Genomic DNA, 16,714 nt, shown 5'->3' on the forward strand with positions numbered 1-16,714 from the left:
AATCAGCGTCTTACCACTGGAAATTCGGAGACGGCCCATAACTCGACCAAACGCTTGATTACGAGGTTGTACTTTGCCGGTGAAAGGGGTTTGAGAAAATAACCTGCAACATGGAGGCCATAGGCATTTTCAATGTCTGCCGAATGGTCTGAAGACGAAAGCACAAACACGGAGACATGTTGCAAGTCGGCATCCATTCGCAGGGCCTCCAAAAACTCGAATCCGCCCAAAATCGGCATGTTCAAATCCAAAAGGATGACATTGGGAACGTAACGTGGCTCGTCGCGCATCAGTGTCAATGCCTCTTTGCCGTTGTTGACATGTTTCACTTCATGTTTCACATTCAGCTTCTTGAACACGCGCCGCAGATTCATGGCGTCTACTGCATCGTCATCGACGTGCAGCACCTTCAATTCCTGCTTTGGAAATTCAGACTCCATGAATCATTGTTGGCAATTGTATGCAAAATAGCTATCCATAAAAGGTATCAACGGCATTTTCGATAAACGACACAAAGTCAGCGATGAAAACAGCTGTCGGGGAATCGGATCAATTCCAAAGGGTGCCTTGGTGTTTCCCCCATCAAACGGGGAACCCTTGACTAGGCTTGAAACGTTTTGGGCCAAGTGAAGATGAATGTAGTTCCTCCGGCGCCTTGTGACTCGACCCGGATTTCGCCACCGGCCGCGTCAATGATCTTCTTTACAATGGCCAATCCCACGCCGGTTCCTTCTACATTGGGACTCTCTTCCAGGCGTTGGAAAATTTCAAAAATCTTGTGGTGGTGCTTGGGAGAAATGCCAATCCCGTCATCATGAATCCTGAATTCGCATTTATCGCCTAGGCTCCGACAGGAAATCTGGACGTGGCCGAGGTCACTTGAGCGGTATTTTACGGCATTGACGAGCAAATTTTGAAAGAGTTGAAAAAGTTCCACGCGCACACCCTGAACCAACGGCAGGGTTCCGTCGATTTCGACCTGAAAGCCTTTAGGAATTTCAATCGTTTCAAGAATCTCCTTGATCAGTTGGTGGAGGTCCACGGTAACAATTCTCGACTGACTGCGGCCGGTCCTGGAATAAACGAGCAGGTCATTGATCAAGTTTTGAATGCGTGTCACACGCTCTTGCAACATGCGCAGGTGCTCCGCGACCTCCGGTTTGAGATTTTCCCCCATGTCCTCGACGATCCATTCGGTGAGGTTGATGATGCCGCGCAAGGGAGTTTTGAGGTCATGAGAAACAACGTAGGCAAAGCGATCCAGCTCCTGATTGGTCATTTCCAATTTCCTCAGGAGAAGTTCGGTCGCCTTGGCATCCTCTTTTTGGGAGGTAATGTCACGCGCTACGGCATAGATACTCCCGTCTTCCTGTGGAGAGGCCATCCACGAGAGCCATTTCCAAGAGCTGTCTTTGGCTTTGTAGCGGTTTTCAAAGTTGATCACATACTTTCCCGAAGCCAGCATTTTTGCGGCTCCGTAAGTGGCTTCCTTGTCATCGGGATGTACAAAATCCACGTACGGAATTGCCAACAATTCATCGCGTGTATAACCTAGACATGATTCCCAGGCTTGGTTGAGGAACTTAAAATAGCCGTCCTTACCCGCCAGACAAAACATGTCGAGCGACAATTCATAAAACTGGGCAAGCTGGACGGGGGTGATCTCTTGCATCCTGGGGTTTTGAATCGAATGAGCAATCAATATAAAGAGGTGCGCGGTGAATTGCAAATCTCATTTAAACAAGGAACCCGCCTCGCGGCGGGTTCCCAGGCAGTCTTATAAGCCGGATTCTGTGCCCCGCGTGCGGGATCGCCATCATTTATCTAGGCCGGCCGTCACCAGCCGGCTCCATCGGCCTACCCTCCGGCTTGGGCGGGCACCCTTCTGCCTGCCAGACCTTCACTTATGCCCGTCGCGAGACAGGAAGGTCCTTGACAGACAACGCCGGTTTACATGGCCTTTCAGCTCCCGGGGTTTACCTAGCTGCCGATGTTGCCACCGACACTGGTGGGCTCTTACCCCACCCTTTCACCCTTACCCCGCCGCTTGCGCAGCGTGGCGGTCTACTCTCTGTTGCACTTGCCGTCTCCGTTTTGCAACGAATCCTACCCGTTAGGTAGCGAGATGCCCTATACTGTCCGGACTTTCCTCTTTGGCGGGCGACTGCCGCCACAGCGATGACGCAGACTGCGATTCAAAATTACCAAAAAAAAATGCGAACACATTTGCATGTGCCAAACAATCTCCCTAGTTTCACGTATCGATACCACAGAAGACTATCTGTAGAGATGAAAAAGTTGTTGCTCATATTGCCTTTTCTGTTCCTGACTGTAGGTGCGTTCGCGCATTTGCCCAGCTCAGTGACTGAAGAAGTATATGCCAATACCTTCCTCAAAGAGTTTACTGTCTATCCCAATCCGACTTCCGGTGCTTTGACCCTCACGATGGAAACTTTTGGCGAAACCCAAGCTTTGCAGCTGAAGGTTTACAGCCTCATCGGTCAGGAAATGTACACCGAGTCGATCTCCCCCTTTGCTGGCCTCAAGCAGATTTCGCTGGACTTGAGCAAGTTCCCCAAAGGAATTTACATGGTGGAAGTCTCCAACGGTGAGAAATCCAAAATGAAGCGCGTTTCCGTGATCTAAATGATTCCGGATGCCAACAGCAAAGAGACCTTGGGTCTCTTTTTTTTTTTGCTGCAAGGGTTTGTCAAAGGCTTAACCTCCAGGCAAAGCCGACTTCGTGTCTTGGTGTCTTCGTGGCAAAACTTCAGCACAAAGCTGACTTCGAGTCTTCGCGGCCAAACCTCACCTATCTCCAAAAATCTCCTGAAACACTGTGAGGCTTTCCGGAATTCTGAAGCCTTCGACGTGGATTTGGTAGTATTCCATCATGGCCGCGATCAGGTCATTCTTTTCAGCCTTGCTCACCGGGATCGAATGACAATTTGCCAAGTCAACCCTCGAAAAAGCGAGCGTCATCCAGGCGCCCTTGTCGGCGAGGGCGGCATTCTCCAAGAATCCGTTGCGCAGGTCAAAGTGAATCGGTTTGGTCGGGTCTTCGACCATGTCGCTCGGCAAAAATCCCAGGTAGCTGCTGAGCTGCACCAGAAAATGCAGAAAAACATGGATCAGGTGCTTGTCCCGACGGTCCAATTCGGCAAGGACATTCCCCAAAAACTCAAACAAGGGGTAGTTGGGCTCCTCTTCCTTGACGGTCTGATGGAAAATCTCCATCACGACCATGCCGAGCGTGATCTTAACCGGGTCGGTTTGGAGGGTATGCAGGAAGTAGCGGTTGCTGCTTTCGGTGATGATTTGCAAGTCGCGATTGTCTTTGTGGTAATAGACAATCTCGATCATGCTCATTGGCTGAAAATAGCTGTGACGCTTGCGTGCGCGTGTGCTCCGGTAACCTTTGATGATGAAATTGCGGCGGCCATACGACTTGGTGTACATGGTGCAGATCAAGCTCGTATCACCAAACTTCCTCGTATTCAGGACAATGGCCTCCGTCTTGCGGATCATGGTTGCGCTGAGAGGGCCTTCAGGAAATTGGATGGGGCGGCAAGTACAACGGGCAACAATTTGCTGGCATTGGCAAGGGTTTGGGCCTCCTCTTCATAGACCGCACGCAATGGCTCTATATCGGCGAGGGATTGAAGGCTTCGCGCCGACACGACCATCGGGGAACGGCTGTTGCGAGGGAAGACGTGGATATGTTCCAAGCCCCAAACTTCGCGCAGGCGAATGGCCACATCCAAAGGATCAAGTGCGACCGAGGATGCGTCTTGGGTTCCCAATGCATTGAGCACCAACAAATCCACTGTTTCTAGCGCCTGCTCCAAAAATTCTTTTCTGACCTGCAATTCAAGCGCTGTTTTCGCAAAAATGCTCCGCTGATCCCCTGAAAAGGCGTTGTTGGTGATCATTTCCTCACTCATCAACGCAGAGATGCGCTTGGTAACAAACCGCGTATCGGCTACGGAACCAAAATGGTCGTGCAGGATGATGCTTTTGCCGACTTCCTTGTAATTCCAGACAAGATCCTTGATAAAAGGGGTACTCTTGAGATTTTCGGCGCTGAGATAAAGCAGTTTCATGGATTCCTTTCCAAAATGACAAATTTGGCGATGCCTGAATTTTTTCCTTCCTTGTCGGCCACCATCGCGAGGTAAACGCCGGGCGTGACGCGGTTGCCTGCAGCATCATTTCCGTCCCAGATAGCCTGACCACCCAAGGCCGAAAGTGCCCTGACGAGCCGTCCGGAAACGGTGGTAATCTTGACTTCGACGTCCTTGTAGGAGCTTGTGATGGCAATCGGACCGTCATAATCGCCTGCAACGGGATTGGGGTATACATAAAGACTGTCGCTGTTGTCCATTCCGCCGACGGCCTCTCCCATCAAGCTCAACAATCCCTTGCTCGTGCCGACAAAAATTTCGCCAGTCTGCTGATCGATCTGCAGCTCAAGGATTTGATTGCTGAAAAGCGGGCTGTTGTCTACCGTATAATGTACGACAAGCCGGTTTCCCTGCGGGTTCACGACATACAAACCATTGTCAGTGCCGATCCATTTACGGTTGGCCCCATCGACAACAATTGCATTGACGCGTTGGTCACGCAAAAGGCAAAAACCTTCGATCACCGGGCAACTCGCATCTGGAAAGGTGGTATTGAAAACGGCGCTCGGGTTGGCGAATACGGCTACGCCTTCCAATGTCCCCACCCAAATCTGCCCTCTTAAATCCTTTACCATCGAATAAACCGTATTCGTAGGTAGGCCGCCCCGGCCGATTTCGGATGTGAGACGTTTTACTTTGTCGTCGGTGGTCACATCCAAGGTCCCATTTTCGTTAAAAACGGTGATTCCTAAGCCTTGGTTGTTGATCCACTTGCTTCCCCAATCATCGATGACCATTCCGATCGGATAGGTTCCTCCAAGGGAATAGGGATACCAAACAGAATCCTCCGAACTGAACACATTGAGATTGAAGTCCGCGACGATGCCTGTTGCCCAGAGGTTTTTGCTCTTGTCCACCGCAAGCGCGCTGATGCGGATGGAGTTCCCAACCCCGTTGTTGAGGTTGGAGTTCATCGGAGTCCAAACATGGGTGATTTTGCCAGCTTGGAGGCGAATAACGCCATGGTTCCAGCTACCCATGTAGCATACGCTGTCTTCCAATTGATAACATCCTCGCGCAAATTCCGCCCAGACGGAGTCGCGTGAAAGTTCGTCGTCCACGTCAAAGCGGTGCCAACCTTTGTTGGGATTGAAGTGCCAGAATCCGTCGGTATTTCCGGCAGGTGCCGATGAGCCGCCCTTCCCTTCAGGGCCTACATAAAACTCTTGGTTACCCACGGCAAGTGCGGTGACTTTGTTGTTGTAGGGTCCCGGCGGATAGGCAGCTTCCAAGGAATCAAATACGCCGAGGTATTTGCTCAAACTTGTGACCGTATCGCCGATCATGACCAAATTGGAGTCCACATAGCCGCATTGGGTGTTGCCGCGTGCAAAAACAAGGGATTGCTGTCCACCGGGGGCCACGATCCTGATCACCGTACTGTAGGTGAGCAGCAAATAGTCGCCCCATCCCTTCACATAACGCCACCGCTGTGGTGGAATCGGTGCAGCGGACCATTGTGATGTTCCTCTGTTCCTATGATACAAGGTATCTTCAATTTCCAAATAGTCTTTGGAATCGGTGCTTGCCAAAAAGTTGGAATGGCCGGGCTGCAGTCCATTGGATCCGGTGACTTCGGTCCAAGCACTCGGGAGGGTCAAGTTGGGGTGATCGTAGGAGGCGCGCCAAGCGCCATGTTCGCCCATCGCCACAAAAATCGAGTCGCCAAATACATGGATGTCGCGCACCGGCACGCCGGTCGGACAGCCGCCAACCTTGGTCACCGTTGCACGCGTTTCTTCCTTCGGAATGTCATATATCACCACGCCAAATTCGGTGGCGATGTAGAGCAAGTCACCGATGGAAATCATTTTGTTGATGGTTTTGGCAGGGTACAATTCGGTGCGTTGAATGTCACTGACAAACCCAAATCCATCCTCGGGATTTGTAAACGTGTTGATCATCCCATCGCTAAAACCGACAAAAAACTTCCCGGTTGCTGCGTGGTAATGGATTGCTGTGGGGTCAATTTGGCTCATTCCTTCGACAGAAGTGAAGGAGCGTGTCTTTTTGGTGATGAGGTTGTAGGTAAACAATCCGCCTTTGGAAATGACATAAAATTCATCCCCGACCTTGACGATCTGCTTCGGCGAATTGTGGCTGGTATAGGCAGTCCATTGATTGACAGGGGCAATCCGCTGTGCCGAGACCATTGAAGTCAAACCTCCCAACCCGATACCTAGCAAGAGCAAAACGGCAATGGAAATCTTGCGCACAACAGCAAAGGAATTTGCGCAGTGTTTCATGTCAATTTTGTTTTTCAAGAATTGCGATTTTAGTGATTCCAGCGCCCTTGCCGTCAGGATCAGCCACAAATGCCAAATAGATCCCGGGAGTGACCATGTTTCCGTAAGTATCCCGCAAATCCCAAGGCACTTCACCGCCATGTGAGTCGAGTTCACGCACCAGCCTTCCGGAAACCGTGGTGATTTTGACCTTCGAATACCGACGCATGCCCTTGATCATCACTGCGGTTTCCTGATCCAGTATCGCCGGATTGGGATAGGCATAAAGTTCAGCAGCATTGGCGCGGCCCTCAATGGCATCGCCGATATAGCTGATGGTTCCCTTGGCAGTACCAAAGTACACTTCACCCGTCCATTGGTCAATGGCGATGCTTTGAACGACATCATCCAACAACGGCGAATTTTCCGTGGTAAAATGCTTGAGCACCTCGGTCCCGTCCAAATTGACCAAAAAGGCCCCGTTTTCGGTGGCTATCCACTTGCGGTTGTAGCCATCCACGGCAATGTCATTCACCTGCTGATCCCTGAAAAGGCAGTATCCATCAATGATGGGGCACGCTGCATCCTGAAAATCATTGGTCCACAGCAAACTTGGATCATACATGATGGATACCCCTTCGCTCGTACCGATCCAGATCTGCAAGTCATGGTCTTGGACGACGCAATTCACGGTGCCATTGGGGAGTCCTCCCCTGCCGTAGGCAGTGGTGATTGCAATCCAACGGTCATCTGACAGCACCTCGGGCGTGTAATTGTCATTGAAGACCACCAAACCGGAGCCGTTGTTAATGATCCACTTGTTTCCGAGGTCATCGACCGTGATCCCAAACGCATACAACGGAATCGGAGATACAAAGGCATGCCATTGGCCTTGTGGGTCCAGCATGTTAAGCTGGGTATTGTTCAAACCTTGGGTGATCCAAAGGTTCCCGACATCGTCAAAAACCAATCCGGAAACCATGTGGCCCGCTGTGCCCAACCTTAATCCGCTATTTGCCGAGGTGTAGGTGCGCACAACCTCACCGCCTTGCAATTCGACGAGCCCTTCTCCCCAAGAACCTACGAAACAGCGACCACTCAACGTATCGATCGCCACACGGTAAAAGTCCATGTACACCGAGTCAACCGAAAGCGTACCAATACGGTGGTCGTTGATTTTCCATCCGTCTTTGTGCAGGTTGAAATAAGGGATGCCGGATTTGTCATACGATCTCGCCGAACTGCCAACGCGACCTTTGGGGGCAATGTACATTTCACCTTTGTGGGCAGCGATATCTACGACTTGGTTGTTGCGGGGTCCTGCGGGTCCGGCAGGCAAAAGTCCCGTTCCGAACTTCAGGTGTTGGAGCCCAGCAAACCGGTCTCCGATCATCATGTCACCAAATTTGTGAATGTAATTGCAGCGAATGATTCCCTCATTGTCAAAGGAAATGATGTTGCTGTCGGGATAGAGCACCACGCCTGTCGAGGGAGACAAGGTTGCGTAAACGTTGCGGTTGGAGGCATTAAGGTAAAGATATTGCCCGACAGGCAGATTGGAGCGTGTCCAATTTTGCCCGGGCCGCTTTTGAAATACAGTATCTGCAACTTGGGCAAACACCACATCCTCAGTCGCGCAGACATAGTTGCTGCTTCCGCTAGGCAATCCAAGTTGCCCCGATTCTTGGCGCCAAATTCCGGGCAGGGTCAGATTCGAAGCCGACAAATCTGACGACCAAACACCCAATGCCCCCATCGAAATCCATAGCCTGCCGTTTGCCTTGGTGACGGCTCGTACGACGATTCCGGTCGTATTGCTCGCAACCTTTGTAATGGCATAACGCGTTTCCTTGGCAAGAATGTCATACACGACTACCCCAAAATCAGTCGCAACATACAGCAGGCCTTCGCTGGCAAAAAAGTGATTGATGCCTTTGGTGGTAAACTGCTCGTTGCGATGGATATCGGTGACGTAGTGGAGTTGTCCATCGGCATCAAGGTAGTTGATCATGCCATTTTTGAACCCGATAAAAACACGTCTCGTGACGGGATCGGCCAACAATGCCGTGGCATCGACGCTGCTCAGTCCATTGACGCGCGTGTAGGTAGCGATACTGGCATCTCCCACATTGTAAAGTACCACGCCGCCGTCGGAGATCGCATAAATCGAATCCCCCAATCCGGAGATTTCAGTGATATTTTTGTGGCTGACATAGGCATGCCACCCGTCATACGGCGCGATCAGGCCCTCGTTTTGTGCGGCAAGTTGATCCCACCCCCAAATCAAGGACAACAGCAGAAGGTATTTTGAGAATTGTGCTTTCAAAAGTCTTTCTATAGGCTGGAAAATCTGATTTCCGTCGCCTTCGGAGACAAAGTTAATGAAATCTTGAGGGCAGAGATAGGTAAAAAGAACTACCGAAACTGGAATCAACAACCTTCCAAAACCATCCAAAATGGAGCTTCGAAGGACATTCCACCTGAAATCCTGTTGTCCCTTGCAATTTCTGCCAACTAGCTTTGCACAACCACAGACCGAACCTGCTATCTTGCAACACCTTGAATCCGGAAAACAATCGACTGCTGCGCTGGGTCTGCCATCTTTTGCTGGCTGTCTTTGTCGCCAATGCTGCCAACAAGTTTTTTGTTGCAGACCTCGAGCACGAGCAGTTGCTGGGGTTTTATGACCGCATTTTCAAATTCATCGGCGATGCACCCGACCAATTTCGCATCCTGCCGCTGCTTCCTTTGAAGTTGCTCTGCGAATTTCTTCCCTTCAACCATGCCGTTTTGGCTTACAATTCCGTATTCGGATTTGTCGTATTGGAATTGCTTTGGCTTCTGACCAACAAATTGTCAGTCAGTTGGCGCTGGGGAATCGGTTTCGGATACTGCATTCTCTACATTTTTTTTCAATACACGGGTTGGCGTCCCGACACGATGGGGCTCATGGCACTTTGCCTCACGGCGGCACTGATTTTGAGAGACATGCGGGATTCAAGCCTCCGCGCTGTCTTGTATGCCTTGATGGTGGTTGCCCTCAGCTTCAGTCGTGCAGACATCGCACTCATCTACGCCCTGTTTGCAACATTTTACCGCAATCGAGGCTATGCCATCTTGATTCCGATCCCCATTATTGCCCAAATCTTGCTCGGAGAAGTCATTTTTCCCGAAGCTGCCTATTATTCCAAAGTGATCATGATCGAAGACAACATCAAGTTGTACTACTTGTTGCGGAACCCGGCGACCTACCTCATTTTAGCCGCTTTGATTGTCTTCCGACAACAAATCACGCAGTTTGTCAAGCGGAATTTCAAGATTAACTATTACTTTTATTTGCTGTTGGTCGGATACTTCCTTTTAACAATGGTGGTCGGCCGAATCAATGAGTATCGATTGTATATGCCTTTTATTCCGCTTTTGTTGATGATATCGGATGGAGCAAAGCACAGACAAAGAAAGCCATAAGCTCGCCCTATTTGACTTTGATGGTACCCTCACACGTGAGGATACGATGTTTGCTTTTGTGAAATTCGCCAAGGGGAGCTCACAATTGTTCTGGAGCTTTGTCGTCCTGGGACCGATGCTGTTCTTGTACAAGATCGGGCGTTATCCTGCAGAAAAGGCAAAAAAACGCTTCCTCAAATTCCACTTTGACGGCATGCTACGCACCGACCTCGAGGAATTGGGTACCAGTTTTTGCGCCGACGAGCTTCCTCGGCTATTTCAAGACGAAGCCCTTGAAAAACTGCATTTCCACCGTTCCAAAGGCCATGAAGTTTATGTCGTAACCGCATCCCTTGACATCTGGGTCTGCCCGTGGCTCGAAACGCAAGGCATCAAAGGCATTTGTACCAAAGCAGCCTGGCAAGACGACAAGTTCCACGGCGAATTTGATGGACCCAACTGCAACGGACCCGAAAAGGCCCGCCGGATTCTGGAAGAGATTGACCTCAAGCAATTTGAGCGGATCTACGCCTACGGGGATTCAAAGGGTGACAATGAGATGTTTGCGCTGGCGCACCGGAAATTTTACCGGAAGTTTGCTTGATCGGGGCGGCTGCATATTGATCAATTGACTCAAAATCAACGACTACCAAGTCGGATAACAAATAAAATACTTCTTCACCGGACTCGAAAGCGCCATGATGTTGTGCATGTCGCTCGCCGTGCTGATGTTTTCAATGGTGCCGTCTTTGTGCACGATTTCAATAGGCTCCTGCGGACCGGCGACGTAGGCCATGTTGCTGATGTCACCCGAAAACACGAAATACTTGATTTCCTGATCGTTGAGGCCCAATCGACGGCGATAATCCGCTCTCAATTCCTGGATTTTGGCCTCGGGGAATGGGGTATCCTGCAATCTTGCCTTCAAAAGTTTCCGTTGCAACAGATTGTCGCAGAGGATTTCCAAGACCTTGTCCCCCGAATGCCGCCATTGTTTGATGGCGACCATGATGTCGTTGTCATCCAACTCGATGTAGCGCTGAATGATCTCGGGTGTGATCGTGGGTTCGAGCAAGGTATTTTGGCCGAACAGGAATTCCAAAGCCTCTGTTTTCCAGAGCTTGTGGTTGCCATACATCAATTCCTTGGCCCGCTTGAGGATGTTCACGATCATGTATTCGCCAGCAAGCACTGCGCGGTGCAAGTACACCTGCCAATACATGAGCCTGCGCGCCACGATGAACTTCTCGACCGAATAAATGCCCTTGCTTTCCACGACGATACGGTCGTCGACGACATTCAAGGTCTTGATGATGCGGCTCGCACTCACCAAACCTTCGACGACGCCCGTGAAATAGCTGTCGCGTTTCAGGTAATCCAAGCGGTCCATGTCCAGCTGACTCGACACCAACTGATGCAAAAATTTCCGCGGATAGGTCCCTTCGAAGATCTGAATGGCCAAGGTCAGCTTACCGTGAAAACGCTGATTGAGATACTGCATCAGCGCCTTGCTCATGCGCTCGTGGTGCAAGCCCTGCAAGATCACGCTCTCCAACGCATGCGAAAACGGGCCATGGCCGATGTCGTGCAAAAGAATGGCGATGAGTGTGGCCTCGTATTCCTCGGGACTGATCGTCGCGCCCTTGGAGCGCAGCACATCCAAGGCTTGACCCGTCAGGTGCATCGCGCCAATGCAATGGTTGAAGCGGCTATGCACCGCGCCCGGATACACCAACGAACTCAATGCCAATTGCTGAATGCGGCGCAGCCGCTGAAACACATCGGTATCGATCAAATCCAAGATGATCCCCCGTGGAATTTCGATAAACCCGTGCACGGGGTCGTTGATGATCTTGTTTTGATTCACAATGCGCAGTCTCAGAACGGGCAAAGATAGCATTTCGGAACGCATTTTCAGAGGCCAATTCGAAGGCGGAAAAATCAACATTTGTTTTTCCGATTCGCCACAACCATCTTTACCCATTCTCGTAAGTAGCACAGTTACTCAAAATTTTCGCCTATCGTCCCTGCGTTTACATAAGGAATATGCTTTTGATAAAATCCATGATGATGCGCAGGATTTTTGGTTTCTGGCAAGGCGCTTGAAACGAGTCGTAGCAGCGCTACGACCGTTTTAAGCAACGCAGCCAGGGGCCAAAAAAACAAGCATTAGATTGGATTTTATTGAAAGCTTATTCCTAGGCTCTTTTTCAATCAATTGCGTACTTTCGCCCTGCTGCAAAGCCGCAACAACGTAAAATGCTGATGGAAAACGCAAAAATTCTCTGGGTCGACGACGAAATCGAACTGCTCAAACCCCATGTCAAGTTCCTCGAACTGAAAGGCTTCCAAGTCTCAACGGCCTCCAACGGCTTCGATGCCATGGAACAGGTCCGCGCCGAATCCTTTGACATTGTTTTCCTCGACGAAAACATGCCGGGCATGTCCGGCCTCGAAGTGCTTTCAGAAATCAAAGTCCTGCACCCGCATCTTCCCGTGGTCATGATCACCAAAAGCGAGGAGGAACACATCATGGAGGATGCCATCGGCTCCAAGATCAGCGACTACCTCATCAAACCGGTCAATCCCAGCCAAATCCTGCTCGCTTGCAAAAAGATCCTGCAAAACAAGCAACTCGTCAACCAAAAGGTCAATACGGGCTATCAGCAGGATTTCCGCAAGATCGGGATGCAATTCTATGAGAAGAATGACTACAAAGACTGGATCGACATCTACAAGAAGCTGAGCCACTGGGAAAAGCAGATGGAAGACAATGAGGATCAGAGCATGCTCGAGGTCCTTCATAATCAAGTCGTGGAGGCAAATCTCAACTTCAGCCGAACGGTGATGGACAATTACCTCGACTGGGTCAACAGCGACGACCTTGACGAGCGCCCCATTCTCAGCCCGGACGTATTGCCCCAATCTGCATTCCGTGACATCGGCGACAAATACGAAAGCGTGTTTTTCATCTTGGTGGACTGCATGCGCCACGACCAATGGAAGGAACTCGAGCCGCTGATCTCCGAATACTACTACATCGAAAGCGAGCGGCATTATTACAGCATTTTGCCCACCGCGACGCAGTATTGCCGGAATTCGATTTTTGCAGGCTTGCATCCCGGTGAAATTCAGCAGAAATACCCCCGCTACTGGAAAAATGACAACGAAGAAGGCGGCAAAAACCTCCACGAGGAAGACCTCCTGCGCGAGCACATCACCCGTCGCCGCCTCAACGCCAAGTTTTCATACCACAAAATCCTCACCAACGACGAGGGATTTTCGCTGAATGAAAACTACAAAAACCTGCTGAAAAACGATTTCAACGCAATCGTCTACAACTTCATCGACATGCTCTCCCATTCGCGGACGGAGGTCAACATCATCCGCGAATTGGCACCCACGCCAGCGGCCTACCGGGCGGTTTCACGCAGTTGGTTCGAGCATTCGCCGCTCTTGGAATTGCTCAAAAAGCTCGCACAACACAAAGTCAAAGTGGTGATTACGAGCGACCACGGCACGGTGTATGTCAATCGCCCCGTCAAAATCATTGGCGACCGCGAAACGACGACCAACTTGCGCTACAAGCAGGGCCGCAACCTCAGCTACGACAATGAGAAGTTCCTTTTCACGATCAAGCACCCCGAGGAAGCCAAATTGCCCAAGATGAACATGAGCTCCACCTACGTGTTCACGAGCGAAGACTATTTCTTCGCCTATCCCAACAACTACAATTACTACGTCAAATTCTTCCGCGACACCTTCCAACACGGCGGCATTTCCATGCATGAAATGATCGTGCCGTTGATCGACCTGGTCCCGAAGAAGTGATAAGTGAATAGTGAAAAGTGAAAAGTCGGGTAACCGCTGTTGACTTTGCGTCCTTCGCGAACCGGCGCCTGTCCCGCCTGCGGGGCGCACTTTGCGTTTAAGTCAGCGTTGATCATACCCCACGGACCGTGGGCCGGTAGCAGCTCCTCCTTTGCGTCCTTCGCGAACGTTGGCGCCCGGCGCCTGTCCCGCGTGCGGGGCGTTTAAATACAAAGCTTTCAACCCCAACAATGCGGAAAACTCGTGTTGGGCATTCGCTGCAATGCGATTACCTTTGTATTTATGCACAGGACAATGCTTTGACATGGGGCAACCGCTGACCCAAAACGACGTGACATCCATCGAGACCCACGATCTCGACGATGTGCGTTTGGCTGCTGCCAAAATACTGGAGAGCTGCGGTTCTCACAGGATTTTCGCATTTTACGGCACCATGGGCGCAGGCAAAACCACCCTCATCAAATCCATCTGCGAATTGCTCGGCAGCGAAGACGTGGTCAAAAGCCCGACGTTTTCCATTGTCAATGAGTACGATAGTCCCGCAGGAAGCATTTTCCACTTTGACTTCTACCGAATCGAGAACCTCGCAGAGGTCTTTGACATTGGCTTTGAAGAATACCTCGCATCCGGCAGCTATTGCTTCATGGAATGGCCTGAGCTCATCGAGCCGCTTGTTCCTGAAGAAGCCGTCACAATCAACATCACGGTCACGGGGCCGGAACAAAGAAAGATCACAATTGCAATGCATTAAGGCATGGGGAAATCTAAAATAGGCGGCGGAATACTTGGCGGACTCAATCCCACGGCTTGGGCGGTTCCCATGGAAATGCCCACCAAGGTGCGGCGGGAAAAAAAGGTGATGCGCATTGGCGTACCCAAAGAGTCGGATCCTTCCGAATACCGCGTGGCACTCACGCCTGAATCCGTCGGCATCCTCGTCGCCAATGGCCACGAAGTATTTGTCCAAAAAGGCGCGGGCGAAGACAGCAGCTATCCCGACGGTGCCTACAATGCCGCCGGTGCCCATCTTTGCTACACGCTCGAAGACATTTATACCAAAGCAGAGACCATTGTCAAGGTTTCTCCCCTTTCCACCGACGAATTGGAAATGCTGCGGCCGCATCAAACGCTGATTTCGGCGGTGAACATGGGCAGCATGAGCGCGGAACATATCCGCACGATGAGCCGCAAAAACATCCTGGCCATCGGCTTTGAATTTTTGCAGTCCGGCGACGGCGAATTGCCACTCGTGCAAAGCATGAGCGAAATCGCCGGTGTGACCTGCATCCACATCGCCTCCGAATTGCTGAGCAAGCATACGGGCGGCAAAGGCCTCCTTTTTGGCGGCATCACGGGCGTACCGCCTGCGGTGGTGACCATCATCGGTGCCGGCACCGTGGGCTTGGGCGCGGCGCGTACCGCCTTGGGCATGGGCGCCACCGTGCGCGTGATCGACGAGGAAGTGCATCAACTCCGCAACCTGGAGCAGGCCCTTGGGCAGCGGATTCAGACTGCGATCAGCCTTCACAACTACATCGAGGATTTTGTTTTGAGCAGCGACGTCATCATCGGCGCCGCCTTCAAGCCCGGCCACCGCGCCCCGATCGTAGTCACCGAAGACATGGTCGCCAACATGCGCGAAGGTTCGGTCATCGTCGACGTCGCCATCGACCAAGGTGGCTGCGTGGAGACGAGCCGCCCCACCACGCACAAGCAACCGAGCTTTGTCGAGCACGATGTCATCCATTATTGTGTGCCCAACATCGCCTCGCGCGTGCCCGCAACCGCATCCGCAGCCGTGAGCAACATCTTGGGGCCTTTGCTCATCAAAGCAGGCGACATGGGCGGCATGGAGCAACTCATGAAAATCAACGAAGGCGTGAAACACGGGGTGTACATCTACCGCAGGCATTTGACGAAACGTTCGATGGCCAACATTTTTGGTCTCGAATTCATGGACATCAACCTGCTTGTGGCGAGCACGCTCTGAGCAGCTAAAATGTTGCAGATTAAGCGTTCAACGTTGCTAAATTCACGGATTCAGACGAATTTTATCCATTGGCACACGTTTTGCAACGATATTTGTGGATTAATACCGAAAATCAATTTTATGAAGAAAATCTCACTCATCGCAGCGTTCCTCACAGTCCTCTTTGTTTCCGGATGGGCACAAAAAGCCACCGAAGGGACTGAAAAATCTCCCCTCGGCACCGATGGCAAATGCTTGACTGTCGAATTGACAGGTCAGCAGAAGAATGTCGAGGCCGTCATGGAAGACAAATTCAAGAAGCTGAAAGGCAAAAAGGAAAAAGGCTACGAAGCGTTCAAAGCGCAGGTCTTTCCTGAAATTTCCTCCAACATGATCGACATTTACTACAAAGTCGAAACCAAGAAGGAAAATGAAAGCAAGGTGATCCTGTTCCTTTCGACGGGTTATGATAACTGGTTGAACCCAACCGATCATGCCTCCGAATTGAACAATGCCAAGAAAATGCTCGAAGGTTTGGCAAAAGAAGTGCGCACCTACGAATTGAACTTGGCCATCGAAGCCCAAACAAAAGTATTGGAAGGCGAAGTGAAAGAGCAAGCCGACCTCGAAAAGGAATTGGCCAAATTGGGTTCCGATCTCGAAAAACTCCAAAAGGAAATCGAGGAAAACAAGAAGACCCAAGAGCTGAACAAGAAGACCCAAGAAGAGCAAAAGAAGACCATCGAAAACGAGAAAAAGACCCTCGATGAACTTCAAAAGCAACTCGGGCAGGTCGGAAGTAATTGGCAGTTAGCGCTTAGCAGTTAGCAGTTAGCAGTGGAAAATGGGAAATGAGCGATTGTTCATTTCCCATTTTGCTTCACTGTCAATGGCTTAGGGCAAACTCGAACGATTCATTGCGGACTTTGCGAACCTCTGCGGCCTTTGCGTTTCAAAAAGACAAAGGAAAACGTTAAGAACGCATGGTTCGCAAAGTTTTCGAAATGGGTTCCTTGGTTTTCGTTTTCAAATGCTCCAAACAATGACTAAAAAAACTT

At 50.8% G+C, this 16,714-nt stretch carries 14 protein-coding genes and 1 other RNA gene; 7 read left to right on the forward strand and 8 right to left on the reverse strand.

The window, feature by feature from the left end; genetic code table 11:
* Positions 1-2 precede the first annotated feature (2 nt).
* From IPN95_06285 to rnpB, 3 genes are all read right to left on the reverse strand, one after another.
* A complete protein-coding gene (locus tag IPN95_06285) occupies positions 3-440 on the reverse strand; it encodes a response regulator (GenBank protein MBK9449013.1) in 438 nt (145 codons plus the stop codon).
* 161 nt (positions 441-601) lie between these two features.
* Positions 602-1,672, reverse strand: coding sequence for a PAS domain S-box protein (locus IPN95_06290; GenBank protein ID MBK9449014.1), 1,071 nt, complete (start codon positions 1,670-1,672; stop codon positions 602-604).
* A 92-nt stretch (positions 1,673-1,764) separates the two neighbouring features.
* Positions 1,765-2,195: RNase P RNA component class A (rnpB, locus tag IPN95_06295), an RNA gene on the reverse strand.
* A gap of 94 nt (positions 2,196-2,289) precedes the next feature.
* On the opposite strand from rnpB, the gene IPN95_06300 reads away from it, so the two are divergent.
* Positions 2,290-2,646: a T9SS type A sorting domain-containing protein gene (locus IPN95_06300; GenBank protein MBK9449015.1), complete on the forward strand. Its 357-nt coding sequence runs from the start codon at positions 2,290-2,292 to the stop codon at positions 2,644-2,646.
* A gap of 162 nt (positions 2,647-2,808) precedes the next feature.
* Here IPN95_06300 and recO read toward each other — a convergent pair whose 3' ends face one another.
* The 4 genes from recO to IPN95_06320 are packed head-to-tail and all read right to left on the reverse strand — an operon-like array spanning position 2,809 to position 8,735.
* Positions 2,809-3,528, reverse strand: a complete 720-nt coding sequence (gene recO, locus IPN95_06305; GenBank protein ID MBK9449016.1) for a DNA repair protein RecO — start codon at positions 3,526-3,528, stop codon at positions 2,809-2,811.
* Entirely contained in the window at positions 3,525-4,103 is a 579-nt protein-coding gene (locus IPN95_06310) for a hypothetical protein (protein MBK9449017.1), read from the reverse strand. The genes recO and IPN95_06310 overlap by 4 nt, the downstream gene beginning before the upstream one ends.
* On the reverse strand, positions 4,100-6,430 hold the full coding sequence (locus tag IPN95_06315; protein ID MBK9449018.1) for a hypothetical protein: 2,331 nt from the start codon (positions 6,428-6,430) through the stop codon (positions 4,100-4,102). The genes IPN95_06310 and IPN95_06315 overlap by 4 nt, the downstream gene beginning before the upstream one ends.
* 1 nt (position 6,431) lies before the next feature.
* Entirely contained in the window at positions 6,432-8,735 is a 2,304-nt protein-coding gene (locus tag IPN95_06320) for a hypothetical protein (protein MBK9449019.1), read from the reverse strand.
* Positions 8,736-8,968: 233 nt separating this feature from the next.
* Between IPN95_06320 and IPN95_06325 the strand changes: the two genes are divergently transcribed.
* Positions 8,969-9,877, forward strand: coding sequence for a hypothetical protein (locus tag IPN95_06325; GenBank protein ID MBK9449020.1), 909 nt, complete (start codon positions 8,969-8,971; stop codon positions 9,875-9,877).
* Positions 9,846-10,460 carry an HAD-IB family hydrolase gene (locus IPN95_06330; GenBank protein ID MBK9449021.1) on the forward strand — a complete coding sequence of 205 codons (615 nt, stop codon included), beginning with the start codon at positions 9,846-9,848 and terminating at the stop codon, positions 10,458-10,460. Before IPN95_06325 ends, IPN95_06330 begins: the two co-directional genes overlap by 32 nt.
* Positions 10,461-10,502: 42 nt before the next feature.
* Here IPN95_06330 and IPN95_06335 read toward each other — a convergent pair whose 3' ends face one another.
* Positions 10,503-11,756: an HD domain-containing protein gene (locus tag IPN95_06335; GenBank protein ID MBK9449022.1), complete on the reverse strand. Its 1,254-nt coding sequence runs from the start codon at positions 11,754-11,756 to the stop codon at positions 10,503-10,505.
* Between the two features lie 365 nt (positions 11,757-12,121).
* Between IPN95_06335 and IPN95_06340 the strand changes: the two genes are divergently transcribed.
* The 4 genes from IPN95_06340 to IPN95_06355 all read left to right on the forward strand — a co-directional run bounded on the left by IPN95_06340 (position 12,122) and on the right by IPN95_06355 (position 16,484).
* On the forward strand, positions 12,122-13,687 hold the full coding sequence (locus tag IPN95_06340) for a bifunctional response regulator/alkaline phosphatase family protein (GenBank protein ID MBK9449023.1): 1,566 nt from the start codon (positions 12,122-12,124) through the stop codon (positions 13,685-13,687).
* A gap of 304 nt (positions 13,688-13,991) precedes the next feature.
* Positions 13,992-14,438 (forward strand): tRNA (adenosine(37)-N6)-threonylcarbamoyltransferase complex ATPase subunit type 1 TsaE, encoded by a 447-nt coding sequence (gene tsaE, locus IPN95_06345; GenBank protein ID MBK9449024.1) that lies wholly within the window; start codon positions 13,992-13,994, stop codon positions 14,436-14,438.
* 3 nt (positions 14,439-14,441) lie between these two features.
* The gene (locus tag IPN95_06350) at positions 14,442-15,677 is read left to right on the forward strand and encodes an alanine dehydrogenase (protein ID MBK9449025.1); all 1,236 of its coding nucleotides are present in this window, start codon (positions 14,442-14,444) and stop codon (positions 15,675-15,677) included.
* A gap of 120 nt (positions 15,678-15,797) precedes the next feature.
* Entirely contained in the window at positions 15,798-16,484 is a 687-nt protein-coding gene (locus IPN95_06355; GenBank protein MBK9449026.1) for a hypothetical protein, read from the forward strand.
* The last annotated feature ends 230 nt before the right edge of the window (positions 16,485-16,714 follow it).

It is taken from the genome of Bacteroidota bacterium, assembly GCA_016718825.1.
GTDB lineage: Bacteria > Bacteroidota > Bacteroidia > J057 > JADKCL01 > JADKCL01.